The sequence below is a fragment of the Sulfitobacter brevis genome (assembly GCF_900112755.1).
Lineage (GTDB): Bacteria > Pseudomonadota > Alphaproteobacteria > Rhodobacterales > Rhodobacteraceae > Sulfitobacter > Sulfitobacter brevis.
The window spans coordinates 425,251-448,058 of the sequence record NZ_FOMW01000001.1; the positions used below are offsets into that span (position 1 = coordinate 425,251).

At 57.1% G+C, this 22,808-nt stretch carries 27 protein-coding genes; 1 reads left to right on the forward strand and 26 read right to left on the reverse strand.

Annotated features, from left to right (window positions below):
* Positions 1-41: 41 nt before the first annotated feature.
* The 24 genes from BM174_RS02145 to rpmC form a co-directional block, all read right to left on the reverse strand.
* Positions 42-746 carry an ATP12 family chaperone protein gene (locus BM174_RS02145; RefSeq protein ID WP_093922161.1) on the reverse strand — a complete coding sequence of 235 codons (705 nt, stop codon included), beginning with the start codon at positions 744-746 and terminating at the stop codon, positions 42-44.
* 34 nt (positions 747-780) lie between these two features.
* A complete protein-coding gene (locus BM174_RS02150) occupies positions 781-1,830 on the reverse strand; it encodes an RluA family pseudouridine synthase (protein ID WP_093922162.1) in 1,050 nt (349 codons plus the stop codon).
* Entirely contained in the window at positions 1,827-2,207 is a 381-nt protein-coding gene (gene crcB, locus BM174_RS02155; protein WP_093922163.1) for a fluoride efflux transporter CrcB, read from the reverse strand. Before crcB ends, BM174_RS02150 begins: the two co-directional genes overlap by 4 nt.
* A gap of 31 nt (positions 2,208-2,238) precedes the next feature.
* Positions 2,239-3,546 (reverse strand): replication-associated recombination protein A, encoded by a 1,308-nt coding sequence (locus tag BM174_RS02160; RefSeq protein ID WP_093922164.1) that lies wholly within the window; start codon positions 3,544-3,546, stop codon positions 2,239-2,241.
* Positions 3,547-3,548: 2 nt separating this feature from the next.
* A complete protein-coding gene (locus BM174_RS02165; RefSeq protein ID WP_093922165.1) occupies positions 3,549-4,925 on the reverse strand; it encodes a trypsin-like peptidase domain-containing protein in 1,377 nt (458 codons plus the stop codon).
* Between the two features lie 136 nt (positions 4,926-5,061).
* Complete coding sequence (gene rplQ, locus BM174_RS02170) at positions 5,062-5,481, reverse strand: 50S ribosomal protein L17 (RefSeq protein WP_093922166.1); 420 nt, start codon at positions 5,479-5,481, stop codon at positions 5,062-5,064.
* Positions 5,482-5,608: 127 nt separating this feature from the next.
* A complete protein-coding gene (locus BM174_RS02175; RefSeq protein ID WP_093922167.1) occupies positions 5,609-6,625 on the reverse strand; it encodes a DNA-directed RNA polymerase subunit alpha in 1,017 nt (338 codons plus the stop codon).
* Positions 6,626-6,740: 115 nt separating this feature from the next.
* The gene (gene rpsK, locus BM174_RS02180) at positions 6,741-7,130 is read right to left on the reverse strand and encodes a 30S ribosomal protein S11 (protein ID WP_093922168.1); all 390 of its coding nucleotides are present in this window, start codon (positions 7,128-7,130) and stop codon (positions 6,741-6,743) included.
* Positions 7,131-7,145: 15 nt separating this feature from the next.
* On the reverse strand, positions 7,146-7,514 hold the full coding sequence (rpsM, locus tag BM174_RS02185) for a 30S ribosomal protein S13 (protein ID WP_093922169.1): 369 nt from the start codon (positions 7,512-7,514) through the stop codon (positions 7,146-7,148).
* Between the two features lie 261 nt (positions 7,515-7,775).
* The gene (locus BM174_RS02190) at positions 7,776-8,423 is read right to left on the reverse strand and encodes an adenylate kinase (protein WP_093922170.1); all 648 of its coding nucleotides are present in this window, start codon (positions 8,421-8,423) and stop codon (positions 7,776-7,778) included.
* Positions 8,420-9,802 carry a preprotein translocase subunit SecY gene (secY, locus tag BM174_RS02195; protein WP_093922171.1) on the reverse strand — a complete coding sequence of 461 codons (1,383 nt, stop codon included), beginning with the start codon at positions 9,800-9,802 and terminating at the stop codon, positions 8,420-8,422. The genes BM174_RS02190 and secY overlap by 4 nt, the downstream gene beginning before the upstream one ends.
* Positions 9,803-9,918: 116 nt before the next feature.
* On the reverse strand, positions 9,919-10,401 hold the full coding sequence (gene rplO / locus BM174_RS02200; protein WP_093922172.1) for a 50S ribosomal protein L15: 483 nt from the start codon (positions 10,399-10,401) through the stop codon (positions 9,919-9,921).
* 162 nt (positions 10,402-10,563) lie between these two features.
* The gene (locus BM174_RS02205; RefSeq protein ID WP_093922173.1) at positions 10,564-11,625 is read right to left on the reverse strand and encodes an IS630 family transposase; all 1,062 of its coding nucleotides are present in this window, start codon (positions 11,623-11,625) and stop codon (positions 10,564-10,566) included.
* 141 nt (positions 11,626-11,766) lie between these two features.
* On the reverse strand, positions 11,767-11,955 hold the full coding sequence (gene rpmD / locus BM174_RS02210) for a 50S ribosomal protein L30 (protein ID WP_093922174.1): 189 nt from the start codon (positions 11,953-11,955) through the stop codon (positions 11,767-11,769).
* Positions 11,956-11,967: 12 nt separating this feature from the next.
* A complete protein-coding gene (rpsE, locus tag BM174_RS02215) occupies positions 11,968-12,576 on the reverse strand; it encodes a 30S ribosomal protein S5 (RefSeq protein ID WP_093922175.1) in 609 nt (202 codons plus the stop codon).
* Positions 12,577-12,785: 209 nt separating this feature from the next.
* A complete protein-coding gene (rplR, locus tag BM174_RS02220; RefSeq protein WP_093922176.1) occupies positions 12,786-13,145 on the reverse strand; it encodes a 50S ribosomal protein L18 in 360 nt (119 codons plus the stop codon).
* 11 nt (positions 13,146-13,156) lie between these two features.
* Entirely contained in the window at positions 13,157-13,690 is a 534-nt protein-coding gene (rplF, locus tag BM174_RS02225; protein WP_093922177.1) for a 50S ribosomal protein L6, read from the reverse strand.
* 10 nt (positions 13,691-13,700) lie between these two features.
* The gene (gene rpsH / locus BM174_RS02230) at positions 13,701-14,093 is read right to left on the reverse strand and encodes a 30S ribosomal protein S8 (protein ID WP_093922178.1); all 393 of its coding nucleotides are present in this window, start codon (positions 14,091-14,093) and stop codon (positions 13,701-13,703) included.
* A gap of 12 nt (positions 14,094-14,105) precedes the next feature.
* Entirely contained in the window at positions 14,106-14,411 is a 306-nt protein-coding gene (gene rpsN, locus BM174_RS02235) for a 30S ribosomal protein S14 (protein ID WP_093922179.1), read from the reverse strand.
* A gap of 20 nt (positions 14,412-14,431) precedes the next feature.
* A complete protein-coding gene (rplE, locus tag BM174_RS02240; RefSeq protein ID WP_093922180.1) occupies positions 14,432-14,995 on the reverse strand; it encodes a 50S ribosomal protein L5 in 564 nt (187 codons plus the stop codon).
* Positions 14,988-15,299, reverse strand: coding sequence for a 50S ribosomal protein L24 (rplX, locus tag BM174_RS02245; RefSeq protein WP_093922181.1), 312 nt, complete (start codon positions 15,297-15,299; stop codon positions 14,988-14,990). Before rplX ends, rplE begins: the two co-directional genes overlap by 8 nt.
* A gap of 2 nt (positions 15,300-15,301) precedes the next feature.
* Positions 15,302-15,670, reverse strand: coding sequence for a 50S ribosomal protein L14 (rplN, locus tag BM174_RS02250; protein ID WP_007118848.1), 369 nt, complete (start codon positions 15,668-15,670; stop codon positions 15,302-15,304).
* A gap of 68 nt (positions 15,671-15,738) precedes the next feature.
* Positions 15,739-15,984, reverse strand: coding sequence for a 30S ribosomal protein S17 (gene rpsQ / locus BM174_RS02255; RefSeq protein ID WP_093922182.1), 246 nt, complete (start codon positions 15,982-15,984; stop codon positions 15,739-15,741).
* 12 nt (positions 15,985-15,996) lie between these two features.
* Complete coding sequence (gene rpmC, locus BM174_RS02260; protein WP_093922183.1) at positions 15,997-16,203, reverse strand: 50S ribosomal protein L29; 207 nt, start codon at positions 16,201-16,203, stop codon at positions 15,997-15,999.
* A 273-nt stretch (positions 16,204-16,476) separates the two neighbouring features.
* Between rpmC and BM174_RS02265 the strand changes: the two genes are divergently transcribed.
* The gene (locus BM174_RS02265; RefSeq protein ID WP_093922184.1) at positions 16,477-17,097 is read left to right on the forward strand and encodes a TIGR02466 family protein; all 621 of its coding nucleotides are present in this window, start codon (positions 16,477-16,479) and stop codon (positions 17,095-17,097) included.
* Between the two features lie 37 nt (positions 17,098-17,134).
* On the opposite strand, the gene BM174_RS02270 is transcribed toward BM174_RS02265, so the two are convergent.
* Together BM174_RS02270 and BM174_RS02275 are read right to left on the reverse strand one after the other, a co-directional pair.
* Positions 17,135-19,738, reverse strand: coding sequence for a DUF6923 family protein (locus tag BM174_RS02270; RefSeq protein WP_425442310.1), 2,604 nt, complete (start codon positions 19,736-19,738; stop codon positions 17,135-17,137).
* On the reverse strand, positions 19,695-22,346 hold the full coding sequence (locus tag BM174_RS02275) for a GEVED domain-containing protein (RefSeq protein ID WP_177209389.1): 2,652 nt from the start codon (positions 22,344-22,346) through the stop codon (positions 19,695-19,697). The genes BM174_RS02270 and BM174_RS02275 overlap by 44 nt, the downstream gene beginning before the upstream one ends.
* Positions 22,347-22,808: the final 462 nt, after the last annotated feature.

Sequence of the window (22,808 nt, forward strand, 5' to 3'; positions counted from 1 at the left end):
TAAGTGCAATCGCATCCATATTCCGCAACGAAATCAGCGCTTCAGGACAGCTCGAACATCCGTTTGGCGTGTAGGAATGCCTCGCGTTTCACCTCTGCCTTGGCTTCGGCGTCGTCGTCCTTGCCCCATTGCTCCGCCTGCCAGATCTCGTCCAGCCGCGAGATATCCCACAATTGACCGGCATCGTGACCGCCACGCGCGGCAGCAAACCCCAAGATCAGAGAGCCCGACAGGCTGACCAGATCATGAAAGGCGGCCAGCTGAAAATCACTCAGCGCATGGGTCTGAGCCGACAAAGCGGCCAGCGCATCGACGTCTTGGGGCTTGTGGACAATCCCAGTGCGCGGCTCAAGGCGCACGCCCAGCTCCGCCTCGGCCCAATCCAGCATCGGATCCCAAGCCGCAGCTTCGCGCGCCACCAGTTCAGCGGGAGCCTCTGCGCGGTAGCAGAGCAGATCACTATCCCCGTACGCCGCGAGCATCTCGGCCACTTCGGCGTGTTGTGTCGCGACCTTATCCAACGCCGCATTCGCGGTTTTGGTCACCGGCATGGTGTCGGGCTTGATCACCCCCTCCTGCGCCTGCCATTCGGCGGCAACCGCATGGGCCATCGCCTCTGTCGGCAGGATCAACGGGCGTTTGGCAGGGGTGCGGATCGGGCGGCCATCCAGCTCCACTGTAAAGCCGTTCTCGGCGGGCACCACGGCGGCCTCGGTCCAGAACCGTTTCATCTTCCAATCGCTCATCGCAATGACAGCTCTTTGTGCGCGCCAGCCGCCATTACCCCCAATCCTCCTCGAACGGGTCGTCGGGCACATCTGACGGTGCCCATTGGAAGGTCTCCCATGTGCGGGCCATATGATCGGGCAGTGGCGCGATCAGTTGCAGCCGCGCTTTGGTGACAGGGTGCTCAAGCGACAGCGAGCGGGCATGAAGGTGCAGCTTTTTCGAGATGTCGCCGCCCAGCTGTGCGCCCCAGCCGTCGCCCATGTTGTCCTGCCCCGACCCACCATATTTGCCATCCCCGACAATCGGGTGCCCGATCTCGGCCATATGCGCCCGCAACTGGTGCGTCCGGCCCGTGACGGGGATCAACGCGGCCCAACAGGTGCGCGTACCGGCCTGCGCGAGCACGGCATAGTCAGTGGTCGCGCGCTTGGCACCTTCGGTGCTGTCGACCTCATTGGGGTGCACAGCAATCATCTTTTCACCTTCACCGCGGGCGCCGTGGCCGCCCGCCTTCATCAAGCCAAACTTGATGGTGCCGTTTTTCGGATGCGGCACACCTGCGATGGCAGCCCAGTAAATCTTGCGGGTTTGGCGGTGCCGGAAGCTCGACGTAAGAGCCGCCGCAATCGACCGCGTGCGCGCCATGATCAGAACGCCCGAGGTATCCTTGTCCAACCGGTGCACCAAGCGGGGCTTTTCATCCAGATCAAACATCAGCGCCTCGGCCAGCGCATCAACATGGCGGTCCGATTGGCCCGACCCACCTTGTACTGGCAAGCCCGGAGGTTTGTTCAGCGCGATGATGTAATCGTCGCGGTAAATCACGCAAGACCGGATGAATTTCGCATCGGCATCCGACACCCGCGTGCGTTTGGGCGGCGACGGCGCTTCGGTATCGGGCAGTGGCGGCACCCGCACCTGCTGGCCGACCTCAAGGCGCGTATTGGCTTTGACCCGCCCGCCATCGACGCGGATATCGCCTTTGCGACACAGCTTCTCGATATGCCCCTGATTGATCAGCGGAAACTTGCGCTTGAACCAGCGGTCCAACCGCTGCTCCCCGTCGCCATCCTCGACCGTCAAAATCTGAACCCTGCTCATGCGAATATACCCCGTGCGAGCCAGAGGCCCAATGTTAGTCCCAAAACCGATAGCACCACCGAGGCCAACACATAAAGCGCGGCATTGGTGATCTGCCCTCGTTCAATCAAATTCACCGTCTCCAGCGAAAACGCCGAAAAGGTCGTAAAGCCCCCCAACACCCCCGTCATCACCAGCGGGCTCAAATGGGTCAGCCCGCGATGCGCAGCGGCGACCACAAAAACACCCATCAGAAACGACCCGATAATATTAACCGTGACGATCGCCAGCGGAAAGTCGGTCGGCCCCGTCAGGCGCATCACGCCCACGCCAAACAGATAGCGCAGCGTAGCACCGACAGCGCCACCAAGGGCAACAAGGGACATGGTTGAAATCATCCGCACCCCTTCGCGCTTGCACCGCGCAGAGTCAAGTTTTGCGCTTGGCCCGCAGCCCTGAAAAATAATCGAGCCGCTTTTTCAAGTCACGCTCGAACCCGCGCTCGACAGGCTGGTAGAGCGTCGGACGGGCCATGGTTTCGGGGAAATAGTCCTGCCCCGAGAACCCGTCCTCTGCGTCATGGTCATAAGCATAGCCCGCGCCAAAGCCCTGTTCCTTCATCATCTTGGTCGGCGCATTCAGAATATGCTTCGGCGGCGGCTCCGATCCGGTTTCGCGTGCGGCCTTGCGCGCGCCCTTATAGGCCACATAGCCCGCGTTGGATTTCGGTGCGAGCGCCAGATAGGTTACCGCCTGCGCCAAGGCCAGCTCCCCTTCGGGACTGCCAAGCCGCTCGTATGTCTCCCAACTTTGTAAACAAAACGCCTGCGCTTGTGGGTCGGCAAGACCAATGTCTTCTACCGCCATCCGCGTAATGCGCCGCGCCAGATAGCGCGGATCTTCGCCGCCCTCCAACATCCGCGCAAACCAGTAAAGCGCCGCATCAGGGTCGGAGCCGCGCACCGATTTATGCAGCGCCGAGATCAGATTGTAATGCGCGTCGCCGCCTTTGTCGTATTGCGCGGCCCGGCGCATCAGCCGTTTGGCCAGTGCCGCTTTGTCCAGCGTTCCCGCAACTTTCGATGCCGCCACCTGCTCAATCAGGTTCAACAGGGCGCGCCCGTCACCATCGGCCATGTCCAACAGTGTCTCGCGCGCTTCGGGCTCCAGCGGCAGCGGCTTGTCCAACTCGCCCTCGGCCCGCTGCGCCAATTGTTCCAGATCTTCATGCGACAGCCGTTCTAGCACCAAAACCTGCGCGCGGCTCAACACGGCCGCGTTTAATTCAAAACTCGGGTTTTCGGTGGTGGCGCCAACCAAAAGGATGGTGCCATCTTCCATATGCGGCAGAAAGCCGTCTTGCTGCGCCTTGTTGAAACGGTGAATTTCATCAACGAACAGCAGCGTCCCCTGCCCCGTGCGCCGCCGCAGTTTGGCGGCCTCGAACACCTTGCGCAGTTCCGGCACGCCGGAGAATATCGCGCTGATCTGGACAAAATGCAGATCAGTCTCATCTGCCAGCAACCGCGCGATGGTGGTTTTGCCAACGCCCGGCGGCCCCCAGAAAATCAGCGACGACAAGCTTCCCGCCGCAAGCATCGCCGTAAGCGGCGCCTCGGATCCTAATACCTTCTGCTGTCCGATCACTTCCGCCAAAGTCTTGGGCCGCAACCGGTCAGCGAGGGGGCGGTGCAGATTTTCCGCGGGAGCCGCTCCACTGTCGAAAAGATCCGCCATGATCAGACCCGAAACCGCAGCGATAGCCGCCTGTCGCCACGCTGAATCATCATCTGGACCCGCTTTTGCCGACTATTTAAAAGCCGCCCGACCTGATCTGGATGCGTGACCTCAACACCGTTGACCGCCAAGATTACATCGCCGCTCCGGATCCCGATCCGCGGTGCCAAAGGCCCCGCCTCGGCCACCACCACTCCCATGGTTTCCAGCGGCAAGTTCATCTCGGAGATCACCGCCGGATTGATCCGCGACAGGACCAAACCTGGCAACACGCTGCGATCACTGAAGGTCCGCAGATCACGCGGCGGTTGATCGGGGGCGGCGATCAGATCGACTTGCATCGTGCCGCTCGCGCCATTGCGAAGATAGGCGATCTCGGCAGCGCGGCCCAGCCCCGCCACGCTCATCCGGTAGACCATTTCCGCAGGCGTGTGCACGGGCTGGCCGTCCACCGCGATGATCACATCGCCAACCTGAAGCCCTGCAGTACGAAACGGGCTGGCCGCATGCAGTCCCGAAACGATGATCCCTCCTGCCCGATCAAGCCCCAAGGGAGCTGCCATATCACTGTCTACCGGCTGCCCGCTGATTCCCGCCCAAGGCCGGCCAAACGCCACCTCGCCTGCCCGCGCCTGCGCCACGAAGGCGGAGACGAGGTCAGCAGGGATCGCAAAGCCGATCCCGTTTGACCCGCCCGAGCGCGTCAAGATCGAGGTGTTGATTCCGATCAACCGCCCCGCCACATCAATCAAGGCACCGCCCGAGTTCCCGGGGTTGATCGGCGCATCGGTCTGGATGAAATACCCCAAGCCGGAATTGCCTCCGCCCGCGCCTGACCGCGCCAGACCCGACACGATCCCGCTGGTAACGGTTTGGCCAACCCCGAACGGATTGCCGATCGCCAGTGCAAGCTCGCCCACCTCAACCGTCTCGCTTTCGCGCAATGCTAGAAATGGCAAGGGTTCCGGCGCTTCAATTTTGAGGATCGCAAGGTCCGCATCCGCATCCCCCAACAAAACTTTGGCAATGAACTCGCGCCTGTCATTCAAAACAACGCGGATTTCCGTCGCCATCCCCACCACATGATAATTCGATACGACAATACCGTCCGCCGATAGGATCACCCCTGACCCCAGAGAGTTCTGCACCCGAGGCTTCTCAGAAAACGGATCGCGAAAGAACCGCTCGAAGAACGGATCAGATTGCAGGGGCGTACGCTGCGGCGCGGTCATGATCTTGGCATAGATGTTGACCACCGCAGGGGCGGCCTCTTTGACCAAGGGGACAAAGCTCAACTGCATCTGCGCAGCGGATTGCGGAACTGGCTGTGCCGACAATGGCAGGCCCAACAGCATCAAAAGGATAAGTGTATATTTCATAGCCCATGATATGCGCAGCCAAACTGGCGGGCGCAACACCCCTCCTCTTTTCGACCCAAAATATCCCGACGCAGCCGCAAAAACAAAAAGCCCCGCACATTGGCGGGGCTCTTCGGGGCGCAATATGCGGCCTTGATTATTCGCCAGCAGCCTCGGCTGCGGCCAGACGGGCTTTGTCGCCAGCGCCTTTGGCATCGCGGTCACGATCCACAAACTCGATGATCGCCATCGGTGCCATATCACCATAGCGGAACCCGGCTTTCAGGACGCGGACATAGCCACCCTGACGGTCTTTGTAGCGTGGTCCGAGAATTTCGAACAGTTTCGCGACGTACTGGTCTTCTTTCAGCTTGGACGCTGCCTGACGACGGGCGTGCAGATCGCCGCGTTTGGCCAGCGTGATCAGCTTTTCGATGATCGGACGCAGTTCCTTGGCTTTCGGCAAGGTTGTCTTGATTTGCTCATGTTCAATGAGCGAGCCTGCCATGTTAGCCCAGAGCGCCTTGCGGTGCTCATGAGTACGATTCAGGCGGCGGTATCCACGTGCGTGACGCATTTTCTATCTCCAAATATGCCCTCTACGGGCCGTTTTACTTTGTCCGGCTGGCGTGCGTAGCGCCAACTCTCCTTGGGGCAAATGCCCGGTCGTCCAAAAGGGTGGGCTGTGACCCACCCCTTATTTCTTAGAACGAATCTTCAAACTTCTTGGCGAGGTCTTCGATGTTGTCCGGTGGCCAGTCCTCGACGTCCATGCCGAGGTGCAGACCCATACCTGACAGCACTTCCTTGATCTCGTTCAAGGACTTGCGGCCAAAGTTCGGCGTGCGCAGCATTTCGGCTTCGGTCTTCTGGATCAAATCGCCGATATAGACGATGTTGTCGTTCTTCAGGCAGTTTGCCGAACGAACAGACAGTTCCAGCTCGTCGACCTTCTTGAGCAACAGCGGGTTGAATTCCAGACCGTCGTCGTCGTCCTGACGCGATGCGGATTCAGGCTCGTCGAAGTTCACGAAGATGCCCAGCTGGTCCTGCAGGATGCGTGCAGCAAAAGCCACCGCGTCATCCGGCGTGATTGACCCGTCGGTCTCCACTTTCATGGTCAGCTTATCATAATCCAGAACCTGTCCCTCACGGGTAGGCTGGACGTCATAGCTGACCTTCTTGACCGGCGAATAGATGGCGTCGATCGGGATCAGGCCGATAGGCGCATCTTCCGGCTTGTTCTTTTCAGCCGAAACATAGCCCTTACCGGTGTTCACGGTCAGCTCCATGTACACGTCCGCACCATCGTCGAGGTGGCAGATTACGTGCTCACGGTTCAGAATTTCGATACCGGCAGATTCGGAGATGTCACCCGCAGTGACAACGCCCGGACCTTTGGCAGAGATCGACAGGCGCTTTGGCCCTTCGACTTCCATACGGATGGAAACGCCTTTGAGGTTCAGGATGATGTCGGTCACGTCTTCACGCACACCGGCCACGGAGGAAAACTCGTGCAGCACGTTGTCGATTTGTACAGAGGTGATCGCGGCCCCCTGAAGCGAGCTCATCAGCACGCGACGCAGGGCGTTGCCCATTGTCAAACCAAAGCCGCGCTCAAGCGGCTCGGCCATCACGGTGGCCTGACGGGCCGGGTCGTTGCCCGGCTTGACGTCCAATTGTTGTGGCTTGATCAGTTCAGCCCAGTTTTTGTGGATCATGCGTCCCTCCATCCTAGTCCGCGCCCCATGTCCAGACGGCACAAACGCTCGAGGTTTCAAAAATGCGGAGTGGGGCCGCGCGTCACCACGCGGCCCCAAGTGGAAAATCTGTCGCTTAGACGCGGCGGCGCTTGGGCGGACGGCAACCGTTGTGCGCCATCGGGGTCACATCACGGATCGACGTGATGTTGAAACCGGCAGCAGCCAAGGCGCGCAGTGCGCTTTCACGGCCCGAACCGGGGCCTTGCACTTCAACTTCCAGCGTTTTCACGCCGTGGTCTTGTGCTTTGCGACCCACATCTTCAGCGGCCATCTGAGCGGCATAAGGCGTCGATTTACGCGACCCTTTGAAGCCCATGGTGCCGGCTGAGGACCATGCAATTGCGTTGCCCTGAACATCTGAGATCAGAATTTTTGTGTTGTTAAAAGAGGAGTTCACATGCGCCACACCTGCGGCGATGTTCTTGGAAACCTTCTTCTTAACGCGTGTCTTTTCACGTGCCATTGGTCAAACCCTCCCTTATTTCTTCTTACCAGCAATGGCCTTTGCGGGGCCTTTGCGAGTGCGAGCGTTGGTGTGGGTACGCTGACCACGAACCGGCAGGTTACGACGGTGGCGCAGGCCACGGTAGCAACCAAGGTCCATCAGACGTTTGATGTTCATCTGGGTGTCGCGACGCAGGTCACCTTCGACGGTGTAATTCGCGTCGATGTGCTCGCGCACGGCCAGGACTTCAGCATCGGAAAGTTCGTTGACGCGACGTGTTTTGTCGATGCCAACAGCTTCGCAGATCGCTTCTGCGGAAGAGTTACCGATACCAGTGATATATGTGAGGGCGATTGGAACCCGCTTTGCAGTCGGGATGTTTACGCCGGCAATACGTGCCACGTGTCATGTTCCTTTTATCGTTGCGGGTCCGTTACACCAGACCCTTTTTTCACAACATAAGCCCGAGGCGAATAGGGCGCATCGGGCTCGGCTGATCAGGTGATCTTACGGAAAAGTTTAAAGTCAAATCCGCAATTGATTCGTCGTCGAGATGTCGCTGACTATGGGGTTTTTAATAGAGCGTCAAGACATGAGCGGGGATCGGCTTGCGAAGACGGCGCATGCCCCTCCCCAAAGCGGAAGAGGCAGCGCCGTGCCCGCCTATTTATCTAATACACCCGCGATGCTTTGCTTCACGGTGTCGATGGCGCCAAGCCCGTCAACAACGCTCAAAAGCTCTTTGCAGTAGTAATAACCGATCAGCGGCGAGGTCTGCTTGTAGTAGGCCATCAGGCGGGTCTTGAGACTTTCCTCGTTATCATCAGCGCGGCGCTTGAACTCGGTGCTGCCGCAGCTGGTGCATTTGCCGTTCGCAGGGATCGGTTTGGTGATGTCATTATAGACCTCACCGCAGTTGGCGCAGGTGGAACGTGCCGTGATCCGCTCGACCAATGCTTCATCATCGACCCGCATCTCGACAACCGCGTCCAGCGTTTTGCCTTGTGAGGCCATGAGCTTTGTCAAAGCATCCGCCTGCTCCAGCGTACGGGGGAAGCCATCAAAGATGAAACCGTCGTGGGTCGTATCGCTCTCAAGCTTTTCGCGGATCAGGCCGATGACGATCTCGTCGGTGACCAACTCGCCACGCGCCATTACACCCGCGACCATGTTGCCCATCTCGGTGCCAGAGTCTTTGGCTTCGCGCAGCATGTCACCAGTGCTCAGCTGGACCATGTTGCGGCCTTCAACCAAATGACGTGCTTGTGTACCTTTGCCAGCGCCCGGAGGCCCAAGTAGAATAATATTCATCGACGTACGGGGCTCCGTTTTTTCCGAGGACCTTTAGCTTTGCCGGCACCTTTGCCGCGCAGCTGGGAACGTTCAAGCAGACCTTCGTACTGGTGCGCCAGAAGATGGCTCTGGACCTGCTGGATTGTGTCCATGGTCACAGAGACCACGATCAAGACCGATGTACCGCCGAAGTAGAACGGAATGGCGAATTGACCGCGCAGGATTTCCGGAAGCAGCATCACCGCCACGAGATACCCGGAACCCAGAACAAGGATGCGGTTCACGACATATTCGAGATATTCTGAAGTCTTCTTGCCGGGCCGGATACCAGGAACGAAGCCGTTCTGGTTTTTCAGGTTTTCAGCAACCTCGTCAGGCTTAAAGCTGACGTTGAAGGTGTAGAAATAGGCGAAAAATACGATCATCGCCATGAAGAACAGCAAATACAGCGGCTGCCCGGGCCCGAAGTATGCAAGCAGAACCGACATGACCGGACCAGTGGAGTTGCCCGAGAAGGTGCTGATCGTGACCGGCAGCAGCAACAGCGACGACGCAAAGATCGCCGGGATAACGCCCGCGGGGTTCACTTTGATAGGCAGGTGGGACGAACCACCGTCATACATCTTCATGCCAACCTGACGCCGGGGATACTGTATGTGGATCTTGCGCAGCGCCCGCTCCATGAAGACCACGAACATGATAGTGGCGATCACCATCACCAATACGCCGATGATCACAGCAGGGCTGATCGCGCCGGAACGACCGGAGGCAAAGAATTGCGCGATCGCAGCAGGTACTTCGGCGATGATGCCGACGAAAATGATCAGCGAGATACCGTTGCCAATGCCGCGTGCGGTGATCTGCTCGCCCAGCCACATCAGGAACATGGTGCCGCCGACCAGCGTAATCATACAAGCAGCAATGAACGAAAAGCCCATCTGGCCATCGGCGACAATGTCACCGGCCTGAAGGCTGACCGCTAGACCATAGGATTGCAAGGTCGCCAGCGCCACGGTGCCGAAGCGCGTGTACTGGTTGATTTTCTTGCGCCCCTGCTCGCCCTCTTTTTTGAGCTGCTCAAGCGCTGGCACCATCGATGTCAACAACTGAACGATGATCGAGGCCGAGATGTAAGGCATAATGCCCAAAGCAAAGATGCCCATCCGCCCCAGCGCACCACCGGTAAACATCGAGACCATGCCGCCGATGCCCTGCCCCGCGCTGTCCATAAACTCGCGCAGTGCCGCACCGTCGATCCCCGGAACGGGAATAAAGGTGCCAAGGCGGTAAACGATCAGCAGACCAAGGGTGAACAGAATGCGGTTCCGCAAATCAGTCGCCTTGCCCAATGCGGACCAGCTTGTGTTAGCGGCCATGTTTTCGACGGCAGATACCATGTGGGGCTCTTTTCTGTTGCGAATACGCCGCCCGGCCGGTTTCCGGCGGGCGGCGTTCGGGAAAACCTGAGGTTATGTAAGCGGGACAGCGCCCGCTCACAAGCCTTAAGGACGGATCACTCGGCCGCTGCCGCGTCTTTTGGGGCTTTGACGGTCAATTTGCCGCCGGCCTTTTCGACCGCTTCAATGGCCGACTTGGAGGCGCCGGTCACTTGCAGTTCAAGCTTGCCGGTCACTTCGCCTTTGCCCAGCACTCGAATGCCGTCGAGCTTGCGACGCACCAGACCGGATGCAACCAACACATCCTCGTCGATGGCTTTTTTGCCGTCGATCTTGCCAGCGTCGATGAATTTCTGGATCAAACCAAGGTTAACAACGGCCCAGTCTTTGCGGTTCGGCTTGGTAAAGCCACGCTTTGGCAGACGTTGGTACAAGGGCATCTGACCGCCTTCGTAGCCATTGATCGAAACACCCGAACGGGATTTCTGACCTTTGATACCACGACCAGCAGTTTTACCCATGCCGGAGCCGGGACCACGTGCAACGCGCTTGCGCTTTTTGGTCGCGCCTGGGTTGTCGGAAAGTTCATTAAGTTTCATGTCGCTTCTCCTCTTGCCGGACATGCTCCCCAGCGACGGGAGTGAGCAGACGCGGCGTTACGATTCTAGGCGGCACATGGAGTGCCACCGGGGGCGTATAGCGGGGGGGCGCTGCGGGATCAAGTGGCGAGTTTAGGGATGCCTGAAGGTGCTATACCGCTTCTACTTCAAAACCCGAAAGTTATCATGGGTTATGACCCGGAAGTTGTCTGAGACCTTGTCGCGGAATTTCGTCCATTCCTGTGGGATGGTTTCACGCATGAATGCAAGGATGGCGTCGGCTAACTGCTTCTGACTTGGGTAGTAGCGATTGTGGGTGACGTATTGATGCAAGACGGCCCAAAGCCGCTCAATCGGATTGAGATGAGGGCAGTAGGGCGGCAGCTGGATCAGATGGATACGGCAAGCTGTCCTGGCGAGGAAGGCTCTGACATCGGGCCCTTTGTGGTAGGCAGCGTTGTCCCAGATGACATGAATGATGCGCTTGTCAGGATTGCGCGCCTCGATCTTGGTCAGAAGCTGTACAGCACTGACCCCATCAACGGTTGTGGGCTCGACAAAGGGTGCATCGAAGGTTTCGAGGTTCACAGCCCCATGAATGTTCACACGACCACGCCCTGCCGTGCTGAGAACCGCTGGATTTGATCCAACCTTCACCCAACCAAACGCAGGCTTGGTCTGGTATTCCGGATGCACCGCATCGGCGAAGTAGACAGCTTCATCTGCGGGCAACTCACGCATCAGGCGCCCGTAGAATGCGATGAAAGCGGCCTGCTTTTCCGCTGATGCCACGCGCGGCAGGGGCTTGGGCTTGCGGCATTCAAAGCCCAGTCGGGCGAGAAGTTTGATGCAGCCAGAATGGGAATAGTTCAGACCGCTCTCAGCCGAGACATGGGCCCTGATCTCGACCGTCGAGCGACAGAAGCGCGCTTCCAGCCAAGCGCACAACGCAGCCTCCTGTGCCTGCGTCATACGGGACTGACTGCCCTTCCAGCCGTCGAAAGCAAGCGCATCCCAACCATCTTGCAGGTAGGTTTTATGCCAGCCCCGGATGGTATCGTCGTCCAAGTAGAGAAACTTTGCGATCCGAGCACAGCTTTCCCCATCGTCGAGCAGCAGGATCGCATTTGCCCGACGGGCAATACCGTGGTCCTCGCGCTGGCGACGCACGCAAGCCTCAAGCACGAGGCGGTCTGCTGAGGAAAGAAAGCCGGGGCGGATCATCAGCAGAGCTGAATCGTTCCAAGCCCAGCCGTCAAGACATCAAATTCGGCTTCCGCAGGACTCGGAGTATAAATAAAAAAACGCCCCGTGGTATCCCACGGAGCGCTCTTAGGTCACTGCAGTTGGGCTTGCGCCCTGCCTTCAGCCTTTTTCTTCGATGATCTCAACCATGTGAGAGATCGAGTTGACCATGCCGCGGACGGAAGGAGTATCTTCCAGCTCGCGGGTTTTGTGCATTTTGTTCAAACCCAAACCAATTAGCGTAGCACGCTGTTTCGCGGGGCGGCGGATCGGGGAGCCGACCTGCTTGATGACGATTGTCTTAGCCATGATGTGCTCTCCTTACGCGTCTGCTGTGGCAGAGGCGGACGGGCTGTTATGGGCCACATCGCTCTGTTCGTCGATTTTAACATCCGTGCTGCGCAGGATGTCGGCGACTTTCTTGCCGCGACGCTGTGCAACGGCACGTGGCGACTGCTCCTTGCGGAGGCCGTCCATTGTGGCGCGGATCATGTTGTACGGGTTCTGCGAACCGATCGACTTGGACACAACGTCCTTGATGCCGAGCATTTCGAAAACGGCACGCATTGGACCACCAGCGATGATACCGGTACCTTCTGGAGCGGAACGCATCACAACGCGGCCAGCGCCGTGGCGGCCTGCCATATCGTGGTGCAGTGTACGGCCTTCGCGCAGCTGAACGCGGATCATCTGGCGCTTGGCTTGCTCGGTCGCCTTACGGATGGCCTCGGGGACCTCCTTGGCTTTACCTTTGCCGAAACCGACGCGGCCTTTTTGATCGCCTACAACCACGAGTGCCGCGAAGCCAAAGCGCTTACCGCCCTTAACTGTCTTGGACACACGGTTGATCGCCACAAGGCGGTCTGCGAATTCTGGAGTCTCGTCGCGCTGGTTGCGGCGATTGCCCCCTCTGTTGTCGTCTCTGGCCATGCTGGCCTCCTTGATAACGGGCGCGTGTGCCCTTGTTTGGTCAATCCTGGTGCCCGACGTGATCAGCGATCACGATCAGCGGCCCGGATCATCGAGACAGGCAAGCCTGCCTTCACCATGGTGTGTTGAGCGAAGGCGCAAAAGCACCGCCGTTCAACGGCTAAAAAAGCCCCCACCCCGCAGCAAAACCGGGGGTGAGGGCCAATCACTTAGATCTTCAGACCGCCTTCGCGGGCTGCATCGGCCACAGCTTTGACTTTGCCGTGGAACAGGAAACCGCCCCGGTCAAAGTAAGCTTCTTCGACGCCGGCCTTCTTGGCGCGTTCGGCAATTGCCGAACCGACCTTGGTGGCTGCGTCGATGTTGTTGTGCCCGACAACGCCCAGTGCTTTTTCGAGCGTCGATGCGGAAGCAATGGTTTTGCCATTCACATCGTCGATCAGCTGGACGCTGATGTTCTTGTTCGAGCGGTGAACCGAAAGGCGCATGCGCCCTGCGTTTACCTTGCGAAGTTTGTTCCGAACGCGCATGCGGCGCTTGAGGAACAGCTGTCTTTTGGTGTTTGCCATGTTCCTGGTCCTTACTTCTTTTTGCCTTCTTTGCGGAAGACGAACTCACCCTTGTAGCGGATACCCTTGCCTTTATAAGGCTCGGGCTTACGCCACGCGCGAATGTTCGCTGCGACCTGACCAACAAGCTGTTCGTCAATGCCTTCCACAATGATTTCGGTCTGCTTTGGCGCGGTTACTGTGACGCCTTCAGGCGGCGTGTAATCAACGTCATGGGACAGGCCAAGGTTCAACCGCAAGGTGTTGCCATTCATCGCGGCGCGGTAACCCACACCTTGAATCTCAAGCTCTTTCTTGAAGCCGTCGGTGACGCCGGTCACCAAGTTGCGCACCATCGTGCGGGACATGCCCCACTGCTGGCGCGCGCGCTTGGATTTGCCACGAGGCGTGATCGAAATCACGTTATCCTCGACGGTCAGCGTCACGTCGTCTGTTGCTTTGAAGCTACGGGTCCCCTTGGGGCCTTTTACTTCAATGGTCTGGCCGGAAACCGAAGCGGATACACCGCTGGGCATTTCGACCGGTTTTTTACCAATACGAGACATCGTTCTCTCCCTAGAATACGGTGCAGAGCACTTCGCCGCCAACATTGGCAGAGCGTGCAGCAGCATCCGACATCACACCCTTGGGGGTGGAGACAATCGACACACCGAGGCCCTGACGGACAACGGGAATGTCATTGACGCCCATGTAGACGCGGCGACCGGGCTTAGAGACCCGCTTCAACTCGCGAATAACAGGTTCGCCCTCGTAGTACTTGAGGCTGATTTCGATGGCGGGGTGGCCGTCGGCGCCCGTCATCTCTTCATAGCCCCGGATGTAGCCTTCGTCGGCCAACACATCCAACACCCATGCCCGCAGCTTTGACGCTGGAGTCACAACAGTGGATTTGCCGCGCAGCGAAGAGTTACGGATGCGTGTCAGCATATCTGCGATAGGATCGTTCATCTGATGCGCTCCTTACCAGCTCGACTTGACCATGCCGGGGATCTGGCCAGAAGAGCCAAGGTCCCGCAGCGCGATCCGCGAAATTTTGAGTTTACGATAATAAGCGTGCGGACGGCCTGTCAGCTGGCAACGGTTGTGCAGACGCACAGCCGAAGAGTTGCGAGGCAGTTTCGCCAGCTTCAGGGAGGCGCGGAAACGCTCTTCCATCGGCTTGCTCTCGTCGCTCACGATTTCTTTCAGAGCGGCACGCTTGACGGCGTATTTTTTGACCAGTGCTTCGCGCTTCTTTTCACGCTCGATCATGGATTTCTTAGCCATATCTAATTCCTTCCCCGCGCTTACGAGTTGAAAGGCATGTTGAACGACTTCAACAATGCTTTCGCTTCTGCGTCGGTTTTCGCCGTCGTAGCGATGACGATGTCCATACCCCAAGTCTCGTCGACCTTATCAAAGTCGATTTCGGGGAACACGATGTGCTCTTTCATGCCCATGGCATAGTTGCCACGACCATCAAAAGATTTGCCCGACACGCCGCGGAAGTCGCGGATACGGGGCATTGCGATCGTGATCAGACGGTCAAGGAATTCATACATGCGGTTGCCGCGCAGGGTGACTTTCGCACCCAGCGGCATGTCCTCACGGACGCGGAAACCGGCGATGGATTTCTTGGCGAGAGTGGTCAGAGCTTTCTGGCCAGCGATCAGCGTCAGGTCTTCCTGAGCAGATTTGGCTTTCTTGCTATCACGTACAGCTTCGGCACCACAGCCAATGTTCAGGACGATCTTGTCCAGACGCGGGATCTGCATGTCGTTGGTGTAGCCAAACTCTTCTTTCATCTTGGCGCGAATTTCGTCGCGGTAGACGCTTACGAGACGGGGCGTGTAGGTTGCAGTATCAAGCATCGATCACGTCCCCCGTGGTTTTGGCAAAGCGTACTTTCTTGTCGCCTTCGATTTTGAAACCAACGCGGGTTGCTTTCCCGTTGGCGTCAACCAATGCGAGGTTGCTCAGATCGATCGGCATCGCTTTGGGGATGCGACCGCCCTGGCTGTCCTGCGTCTGGCGTGTTGCGCGGATGGCGATTTTCACGCCGTCTACGATGGCCTTGTTCGACTTTGGATCAACGGAAGAGATAGAACCCGTTTTGCCTTTGTCTTTGCCGGCCAGCACGATGACCTTGTCACCTTTGCGAAGTTTAGCAGCCATGATTACAGCACCTCCGGAGCGAGCGAGATGATTTTCATGAAGTTCTTGGCGCGCAGCTCACGTACGACTGGCCCGAAGATACGGGTACCGACGGGCTCGTTGTTGTTATTCAGGATAACAGCAGCGTTGCGGTCGAAACGGATGGCTGTACCATCGTCACGACGAACTTCTTTGGCGGTGCGAACAACGACGGCCTTACGGACATCGCCTTTCTTCACACGACCGCGTGGAATGGCTTCCTTGACCGACACGACAATAATGTCGCCGACGGATGCGTATTTACGCTTGGAACCACCCAGGACCTTGATGCACTGAACACGGCGAGCGCCGCTGTTGTCAGCAACATCCAGGTTGGTCTGCATCTGGATCATTTGGTTTCTCCCGACCTTTGGGGGGCCGATGCGTGGCTTTCTCCCCCAGGGTTTCGATTAAAGGGCGCTTACGCTTCGGCAGTTTCCGAAGTCAGCACTTCCCAACGTTTTGTTTTCGACTTTGGTGCACATTCGATGATGCGAACTTGGTCGCCCACTTTGAATGTGTTGTTCTCATCGTGCGCCCGGTACTTCTTGGACTTACGGATGGTTTTCTTGAGAACCGGGTGCGTAAAGCGGCGCTCTACGGAAACGGTTACTGTTTGTTCGTTGGCGTCCGATGTAACGGTGCCTGTCAGGATACGCTTTGGCATAGGTCAGGCTCCTTATTCGGTGACCGCCGCGGCAGCGGCTTTTTGGTTCAACACTGTGTGCACGCGTGCAACATCACGCTTGACGCTCCGCAGACGCGAAGGGTTTTCCAGCTGGCCGGTGGCTTGCTGAAAACGCAGGTTGAAGGCTTCTTTCTTGAGACTAACAAGTTCGTCACGGAGCTGGTCCGGCGTCTTGTCATGTAGTTCCTTGGCGTTCATCGCCTATTCCTTTCAACATCACCAGATGGCCCCGATGGGGTGACCATGATTCTGGTGGAGTTCATGATGAAAGGTGCCAATACGCCCCGCCCCCCCATAACGCAACCCTTTTATCGGCCTGCATGGCTGTTGACGTTCTGTTTCATGCCGAAACTTGTACAGAGCAAGCGATGTGCTAGGCGGCTTCACAACATGCCATGTACATCAAGGCCAATGGCCCCCCGATGCACAGGATCACTGGCAGGGTCGCACCGGTTCGGTTATGAACCCCTCATGTCAGATATCAAATCGCTTTTCGCAACCCGCCTCTATCACGCCGCCCTCTCCGAGCAGGGCAAGCCCGTCGACATCGACGAGCTCACCGCATCATGTTTCTCGATCGCCGAAGACGATGAGGCCGGTCAGGACTGGTGTGAGGAAAACGGCTATGCTGGCTACACTTCCTATGCATCGCTGGATGATCTGCCCTACCGCTTTCCGATCTTCAAAGATCTTGTCAAAGTGCTCGATAAACATGTGGCATCCTTTGCCAAGGACCTTCAATTCGATCTAGGTGACCGCAAGCTCAAGCTCGACTCACTGTGGCTGAACATTCTCCCGGAAGGCGGCATCCATACCTCACATATCCACCCGCATTCGGTGATTTCCGGCACCACCTATGTCACTATGCCCGAAGGCGCGAGCGCGATCCGCTTTGAAGACCCGCGCCTTGCGATGATGATGGCGGCCCCTGGCCGCGCCAAAGACGCCCGCGAGGAACTCCGACCATTTATCTACATCGCTCCGAAAGCAGGGGATGTACTGCTTTGGGAAAGCTGGTTGCGCCACGAGGTCCCGATGAACATGATCGAGGATGACCGAGTTTCCGTGAGTTTTAACTACGGTTGGGAGTGAGCCGCGTTGATCTATCAGCGGGGCGCTGGCTCTCTGGTCACGGGCTGATCGCGACACTGAACTCCACGGCGCCAGTTTCACCTGGCAGGAACGATCCCGAGCACGTCCACTCCAGGTCTCCCTCATAACCAGTCACGTTCGCGACGGGCTTCGCCACCGTACAGGTCAGGTTCGGCGATACGGTGACAGGATCGGCGATCGGCGCTGACAGACTAGTATAGGGAGGTGTGCGGTCATATACTTTCACGTTGGAAATGGGCTGAGGCGAGGTATTTAACAGATAAATCCGGTAGGTCAGTATATCCCCCGCTCGGCCAAGATTCGACGTGCCTTCTGGTGAACCGATAGTCTGGTTTTCGACTGTTTTAGACAACTCAACATTGCCGGTCCCCGATGTGACCGAGACCTGATCCGTATTAAGCGTTGTGTGTACCTTAGTCGTGCCGTTAAATGCTGTCGCGGCAACAAGTTGATAGACATAACTGCTTCCCTGCCCTGCCCCTGACGCTGCGGTCACTCTGGAAATGATGCAAAGCTGCTGCTCTGGCACCACGCCAATGGGACTTGTGATTGTTATATCGGAATGACCATCACAGTCACTGTCGAGAAACAGGCTGGCATTAAAGGCGTTAGCAGGCGCAGAATCTACATTCTGAAAGGTAAATGAGACGTTGCTTTGTGATGTCGCGGTGTAGATGTGCTGCAATTCAGCCACTTGACCCCGCCCCACGGTTGCCTGCCGGTTCCATGTAAGTAAAGGCGTCTCCAGCAAACCGATGTTGAGGCCTGACTTGTGCCCGAAGGGTTCTGGCGTAAACGTAAATTCACCGTCATGGGGATCGGCATTCACCAACGCATCTAACCCTGCTGTCGCTTCGGAGATGGTGATATGGCTGCTGAGCGGGGTGGCCCGGACGGTCAGGGGGCCACTATACGACCCGCTGAGTGCAAAGCTCCACGACCCATCAGCCGCGACCTGGGGCGCGCCTATCTCAGCCCCGCCGCTATCCAGAATTTGCAACTGTGCGGATTTTGAACCAGCCTCTGCTCCGTTTATCTCGCCGTCATGGGCAGTGCCTCCGCCTCGGCCATTGTCGACAAACAATCGGCCGGACAGCAAACGGCTGCCTGTCTGGAGGGCGACTGCATAAGAGGCTTCATCATCATCTCCGATCTGATCAGACAAATCGTCAGTCAGCCGACCAGTGTCCGGGTCACTGTCCGGATCAGGTAGAGAGCTATAGATGATCTCTGCGTAGTTGGTGAAATCACCGCTTCCTAGAACAGTGGTGGTGATCGTTAGGGTTTCCGATGTCCCGCTCAGGATTTCATCCACAAACCAAAGACCGGTGCTAGGGTCATATGAGTCGCCAGTTGCGGGCGCATCATCAGACACATAGGCAAAACCGCTCGGGATTAGGTCAATAACCTTGACGCCTGATGGCGATCCTGACCCCGAGTTGGTGATCGTGACGACCCAGTCGATTGTATCACCTTCAACTACTGCGGTTATTGGTGTCGTCGTTCCGGTCGCGGCTGCATACTTTGACAAGGAGAGATCTGACCCTGAAGGATCAAAGCCGAAATCCTGATCTGCCGTAATTGCACCCGCTGCCACTGAAACACCGAGAATTGGGTTAGATGTTCCGATAAGGTTGCCAGGACCAAGATCAGGGTCGGCCTCGTCAAGCTGGATCCGGTAGGACTGATTGATCACCAGATCGGAAAAAGTATATGTCCCGTCGGACAACGTATCTGTAGTTTGAGCAAACACATCATCCGTATAGTTCGACGGGGTGCCGTTGTCGTAGTAAAGGTCGATCCGAATACCTGCGCCCAGTGCCGTTTCTCCGGCTTCACGGACATCCGACCCATTCAAATCGTCATAAACACTCCCTGAGATCGACCCGAAAGATATCGGCGCGGGGCCACGGCACGACGCCCCGTCACTGTCGCCCCCTTCGTCCACCGCACCGTTTGCAATCGGGACCGCGTTGCCCGTTGTGGTGTCGATAAGGAAGAAATTATTGGTCGTATTGCTGTAGCCGTAAAAACGCCCATCCTCATCAAACCACACAGAGGCAAAAACACCTGCATAGATCGCCGGCCCGAACTCGATGACCGTGACGTTGCCAAACGTGCCGCCGTTTCCGTCCACCCGAAACGCGCGCCCTGTATTCCGGTTTATTCCATAAAGGAAACCGTCAGCAGGATTGTATGCAATATCCTGAACGTTGACACTCTGGTTCAGCTCAAGCGTTCCTAGATCGATCGGCGCGGTCGGCGTGGCCAGACCAATTAACTGCCAAGAGTTTGCATCGCCGACATAAACCATTGTGCCGTTCGGGAAAATATCGCCAGCGGTTGATCCATCGAACGCAGTGTTGGGGAGGTTCGCAAAATCGACGAAGTTACCGGATCCATCTACCCGGTAAAGGTCCGTACGACCCGGGCGGACGGTGTAGAGATAGCCATCCAGTTCATTGTAGCCCCAGTTGGCATTTAGGTCCCGCGGGGCGCTACCGATTTCTTGGAAGGTAATATCGTAGGTTGAGCCGGTCGAGGTCATCGTGAGGCGCTGCAGCGTCTCCGAGTCGTCATAGCGATAAAAGCTTGCATCGCAAATGAACGGGGGGGGGATCGCTGGAAATGGTCAGCGCATAATCTTCGACTTCCCCGTCAAATACTGTGTTCAAGCCTGTATTGTCAGTCGACCAGCGGAACCGCGCGAATGTAGGTGCTGTGGTCGCTCCGGCAGGAACCGCGACCTCGAATGTAATTGATCGGTCCGTGGTGCCGTCTTTATCCAGTGGATCCCCGTCTTGCAGGTTCAGCGCCACCTGTTCGCCGGCTTGATTGAAAGTTCCGTCTCCGTTGAAATCGATGAACGCCTGCAAGTACGCGTTTTTTTCTGGCAAAGTGCCCAAGTCATTCACAGAAACGGTTATCTGAGAAAAGCCGCCTCGGTAGAGCGTTGGCATGACGACACCGTCTTCATCGTCGCCACCGTCAAGATCGTCGCCCGTTGCGGTCGCGCTGTTTTGTGCCAGAATATCGATGTCAGGCGGAACGGTCCCAAGATAGATTTCAGGTGCGCCCAGCCCCTCGATAATATGTTGGGGATCGCCGTAACTTGCCGGTGCATCCCCCCGGTCAGCATCGGGGGGTGTCTTAATGGTGATCGAATAGTCTTCGACCTCTCCATCAGCCACAGTAGAGATCGCGTTGGCGGCGGCAATCGAAGACCATCTCAGCCGCGCAAACGTCGGGGTGAGTACTGCCGTAATCGGGACCGAAACTGCAAAAGAAATCTGACCGTTGGCCACCCCATCGAGATCTTGCGCGCCACCGTCCTGAATATCCGTCGCGACCTGATCGCCAAGCGAAAGAAATGTTCCGTCTCCACCGAAATCGATAAATGCCTGCAGACGCCCGCTGCCCGGGTTGGGTTCGTGCACCTCAACTGTTACCGTTCGCGTCAAATCGCCGTAAAGCTGTGGGAACGTTTCGTCGCTCTCGTCATCCTTACCATCCAAGTCATCTCCGCTAGCATCCACACTATGCTGAGTAGATCCGTCACCATCCCCGTTGAGCGGACCGATCCAATAACTCGCGGTGTTCGCATGCTGGGGGTCGCCGTAGGTGACCGGTGCGTCACCTCGATCAGGGCCCGAGCCTGCGTAAATTGTCGTGGGGTCATCCCGACCATCGCCAGGGCCATTGGACGCTACCCCGTCGCCATCTCCAGGGTTTTCGGAATCTGACAAGTCTGAAACCGTCGTGCCCCCCGGGGTTTCTGCGGTTACCTCGGCCTGGTTACTGATCGTGGTATCCAAATCCGCGGGCACCAACGTATATGTTGCTGTATAGAAAGCGCGTTCGCCTACCAGAAGCGTTCCTTCAGGTGACAGCGCGCTAGCCGCCTGAAAGGTGATGACCGGCGGGATGCCAGCGCCGCTGAACTGAGTTTCAGCGAGTTGGACGTTCGTCAGATCAACGTTGCCAAAGTTTTCAGCAGTGAAAACATATGCAATTGTTTCGCCCGCATCGGCATATCCATTTAAATTCGTATCGACGAGCGTCGCAAGCTTCAGTAGCCCGACCGACCCCACATCGATAGAGACTTGGGCGGGAGCTGAGTATGCGATCGGCTCGCCCGGTAGCTTTACTGGCGTTTCAAACCGGTAGTTGATCGCAGTCGGTCCTGCAAAGAAAGCCGCGAACGGTGTAAACGTCAATTCGCCCGTTAAGTCTTCGTAGGACCATGTTCCTTCCCCGAGCACATCAAAACCTATTCGATGCCCTTCCGCATCAAATACAAGGTTGAAAGCCCCGCTTGGTGGAATGAGGTCAATCGCCTGTTTCGCGTACTCGCTGGGCTGCAGGCTGTTATTGGCGGGCGGATTATTGTTCTCGGTCGCGACGCTGTCATTGAATAGAATATTCAGCACAACCGGTTCGCCCAGCACCTGCTCTTTGACGTCATTCTGTAAGACGGGCGCCTTGAAGTCGGCACATCGCAGGTCATATGTCTGGCAAGGATTGTAAGTCGGGTTCGCCACCCGGACTAAAAAACCGGAATTCGCGGTACGACCAAAGCTGAAAGTCGAGGTTTGCGGATAGGAAATTTCCAATCCGGAAACCGGTTCATTAAAATATTGCTGATCACCCGCGAGATAGAAGACTTCGGTGCCCAAATTGGCATCAGGTCCCTCGATGTATCCGCGGTAGGTTGTGGCTGATTTATCAATCCGGACGTACTCTACCGTACCGTCACAGATCTCCACATAAACCTGTTCGTTCGCGGGACCGTCGATATCGTTAATCTGGATATGTACATCCGCGATGACCGGCACGCCCCCGCTGTTGGTGCCGAGGTTATAGGTGCCCGCCTGGTAAATGTGGAAATCCACAAAATGCGGATCTTGGTTTACCGATGTAATCTGGATCTGGTTATTGCCTGTGGCGAAGGTGTGGTTCAACGCTGTTGAAGTCATGACGGCGACAATATCAACGGATGCCCCTGACACAGTGCCAGCATTGGTCCATAGCGCCCTTTTCCCGATGCCAGCGCCTGTGACAGTCGGATTGCCCACGGGATTGAGTATCAACTGTTGGGCATTCCCTGTGCTTCCCAAGATCGTAAAAACAACGAATGATACAAGCAGGCAGAACGCCCTTAGAAAGCCCGAAAATTGCGTGCCAACTGACTGTGGGCCTAGACTTTTGCGCGCAGCACGACCCAACATCCCCCTAGCCGCCTTGCAACTTGCTCCCCACATATTCATCACTTCCAATCATCAGTCACACCAAGCAACCATTGGGTAGATATCTTAAAAATTGATTACAGTTTCCTCTCGCCCCATAGGTAGGGGGCATATGCTTTCGAGATTTGCGGAGTAAATTACTCCTTTACAGATGCGGCAACGACCGGATGGCTTTCGCAGGTTATCTCCCAGTAAAGTGAATCTTAGTCAGCGTCCGTACGCCTTCAGAAATCCCTTTGCGGGTCCGGAGCGGGCTTACGAGCGCGCGTTAGTGCCGCGACGTGAGTTCACATTTTGGGTGCGCAGTCGGCCTTCGACGTCAACTGGCAGGGGAAAGCGCCGCGTTGTCGAGAGGCCCAACTTTCCAACCCGCGCTTCAAGATCGCGGAAGGTTGATATGCGGCAGATTAGCTCTGTTCGGCCGATCAGTTAAGTGCTGCACCC

Coding starts and splice junctions, on each gene's coding strand:
- crcB (WP_093922163.1), bottom strand. CDS start 2,207: ATGATTTCAACCATGTCCCTTGTTGCCCTTGGTGGCGCTGTCGGTGCT.
- rplQ (WP_093922166.1), bottom strand. CDS start 5,481: ATGCGTCACGCACGTGGATACCGCCGCCTGAATCGTACTCATGAGCAC.
- BM174_RS02265 (WP_093922184.1), top strand. CDS start 16,477: ATGTCAGATATCAAATCGCTTTTCGCAACCCGCCTCTATCACGCCGCC.
- rpmC (WP_093922183.1), bottom strand. CDS start 16,203: ATGAACGCCAAGGAACTACATGACAAGACGCCGGACCAGCTCCGTGAC.
- rplE (WP_093922180.1), bottom strand. CDS start 14,995: ATGCTTGATACTGCAACCTACACGCCCCGTCTCGTAAGCGTCTACCGC.
- rplF (WP_093922177.1), bottom strand. CDS start 13,690: ATGTCTCGTATTGGTAAAAAACCGGTCGAAATGCCCAGCGGTGTATCC.
- rpsK (WP_093922168.1), bottom strand. CDS start 7,130: ATGGCACGTGAAAAGACACGCGTTAAGAAGAAGGTTTCCAAGAACATC.
- rpsH (WP_093922178.1), bottom strand. CDS start 14,093: ATGAACGATCCTATCGCAGATATGCTGACACGCATCCGTAACTCTTCG.
- rplO (WP_093922172.1), bottom strand. CDS start 10,401: ATGAAACTTAATGAACTTTCCGACAACCCAGGCGCGACCAAAAAGCGC.
- rpsQ (WP_093922182.1), bottom strand. CDS start 15,984: ATGCCAAAGCGTATCCTGACAGGCACCGTTACATCGGACGCCAACGAA.
- BM174_RS02165 (WP_093922165.1), bottom strand. CDS start 4,925: ATGAAATATACACTTATCCTTTTGATGCTGTTGGGCCTGCCATTGTCG.
- rplN (WP_007118848.1), bottom strand. CDS start 15,670: ATGATCCAGATGCAGACCAACCTGGATGTTGCTGACAACAGCGGCGCT.
- BM174_RS02205 (WP_093922173.1), bottom strand. CDS start 11,625: ATGATCCGCCCCGGCTTTCTTTCCTCAGCAGACCGCCTCGTGCTTGAG.
- BM174_RS02175 (WP_093922167.1), bottom strand. CDS start 6,625: ATGATCCACAAAAACTGGGCTGAACTGATCAAGCCACAACAATTGGAC.
- BM174_RS02145 (WP_093922161.1), bottom strand. CDS start 746: ATGAGCGATTGGAAGATGAAACGGTTCTGGACCGAGGCCGCCGTGGTG.
- rplX (WP_093922181.1), bottom strand. CDS start 15,299: ATGGCTGCTAAACTTCGCAAAGGTGACAAGGTCATCGTGCTGGCCGGC.
- secY (WP_093922171.1), bottom strand. CDS start 9,802: ATGGTATCTGCCGTCGAAAACATGGCCGCTAACACAAGCTGGTCCGCA.
- rpsN (WP_093922179.1), bottom strand. CDS start 14,411: ATGGCTAAGAAATCCATGATCGAGCGTGAAAAGAAGCGCGAAGCACTG.
- BM174_RS02160 (WP_093922164.1), bottom strand. CDS start 3,546: ATGGCGGATCTTTTCGACAGTGGAGCGGCTCCCGCGGAAAATCTGCAC.
- rpsE (WP_093922175.1), bottom strand. CDS start 12,576: ATGGCCAGAGACGACAACAGAGGGGGCAATCGCCGCAACCAGCGCGAC.
- rpmD (WP_093922174.1), bottom strand. CDS start 11,955: ATGGCTAAGACAATCGTCATCAAGCAGGTCGGCTCCCCGATCCGCCGC.
- BM174_RS02150 (WP_093922162.1), bottom strand. CDS start 1,830: ATGAGCAGGGTTCAGATTTTGACGGTCGAGGATGGCGACGGGGAGCAG.
- rplR (WP_093922176.1), bottom strand. CDS start 13,145: ATGGCAAACACCAAAAGACAGCTGTTCCTCAAGCGCCGCATGCGCGTT.
- BM174_RS02275 (WP_177209389.1), bottom strand. CDS start 22,346: ATGTTGGGTCGTGCTGCGCGCAAAAGTCTAGGCCCACAGTCAGTTGGC.
- BM174_RS02190 (WP_093922170.1), bottom strand. CDS start 8,423: ATGAATATTATTCTACTTGGGCCTCCGGGCGCTGGCAAAGGTACACAA.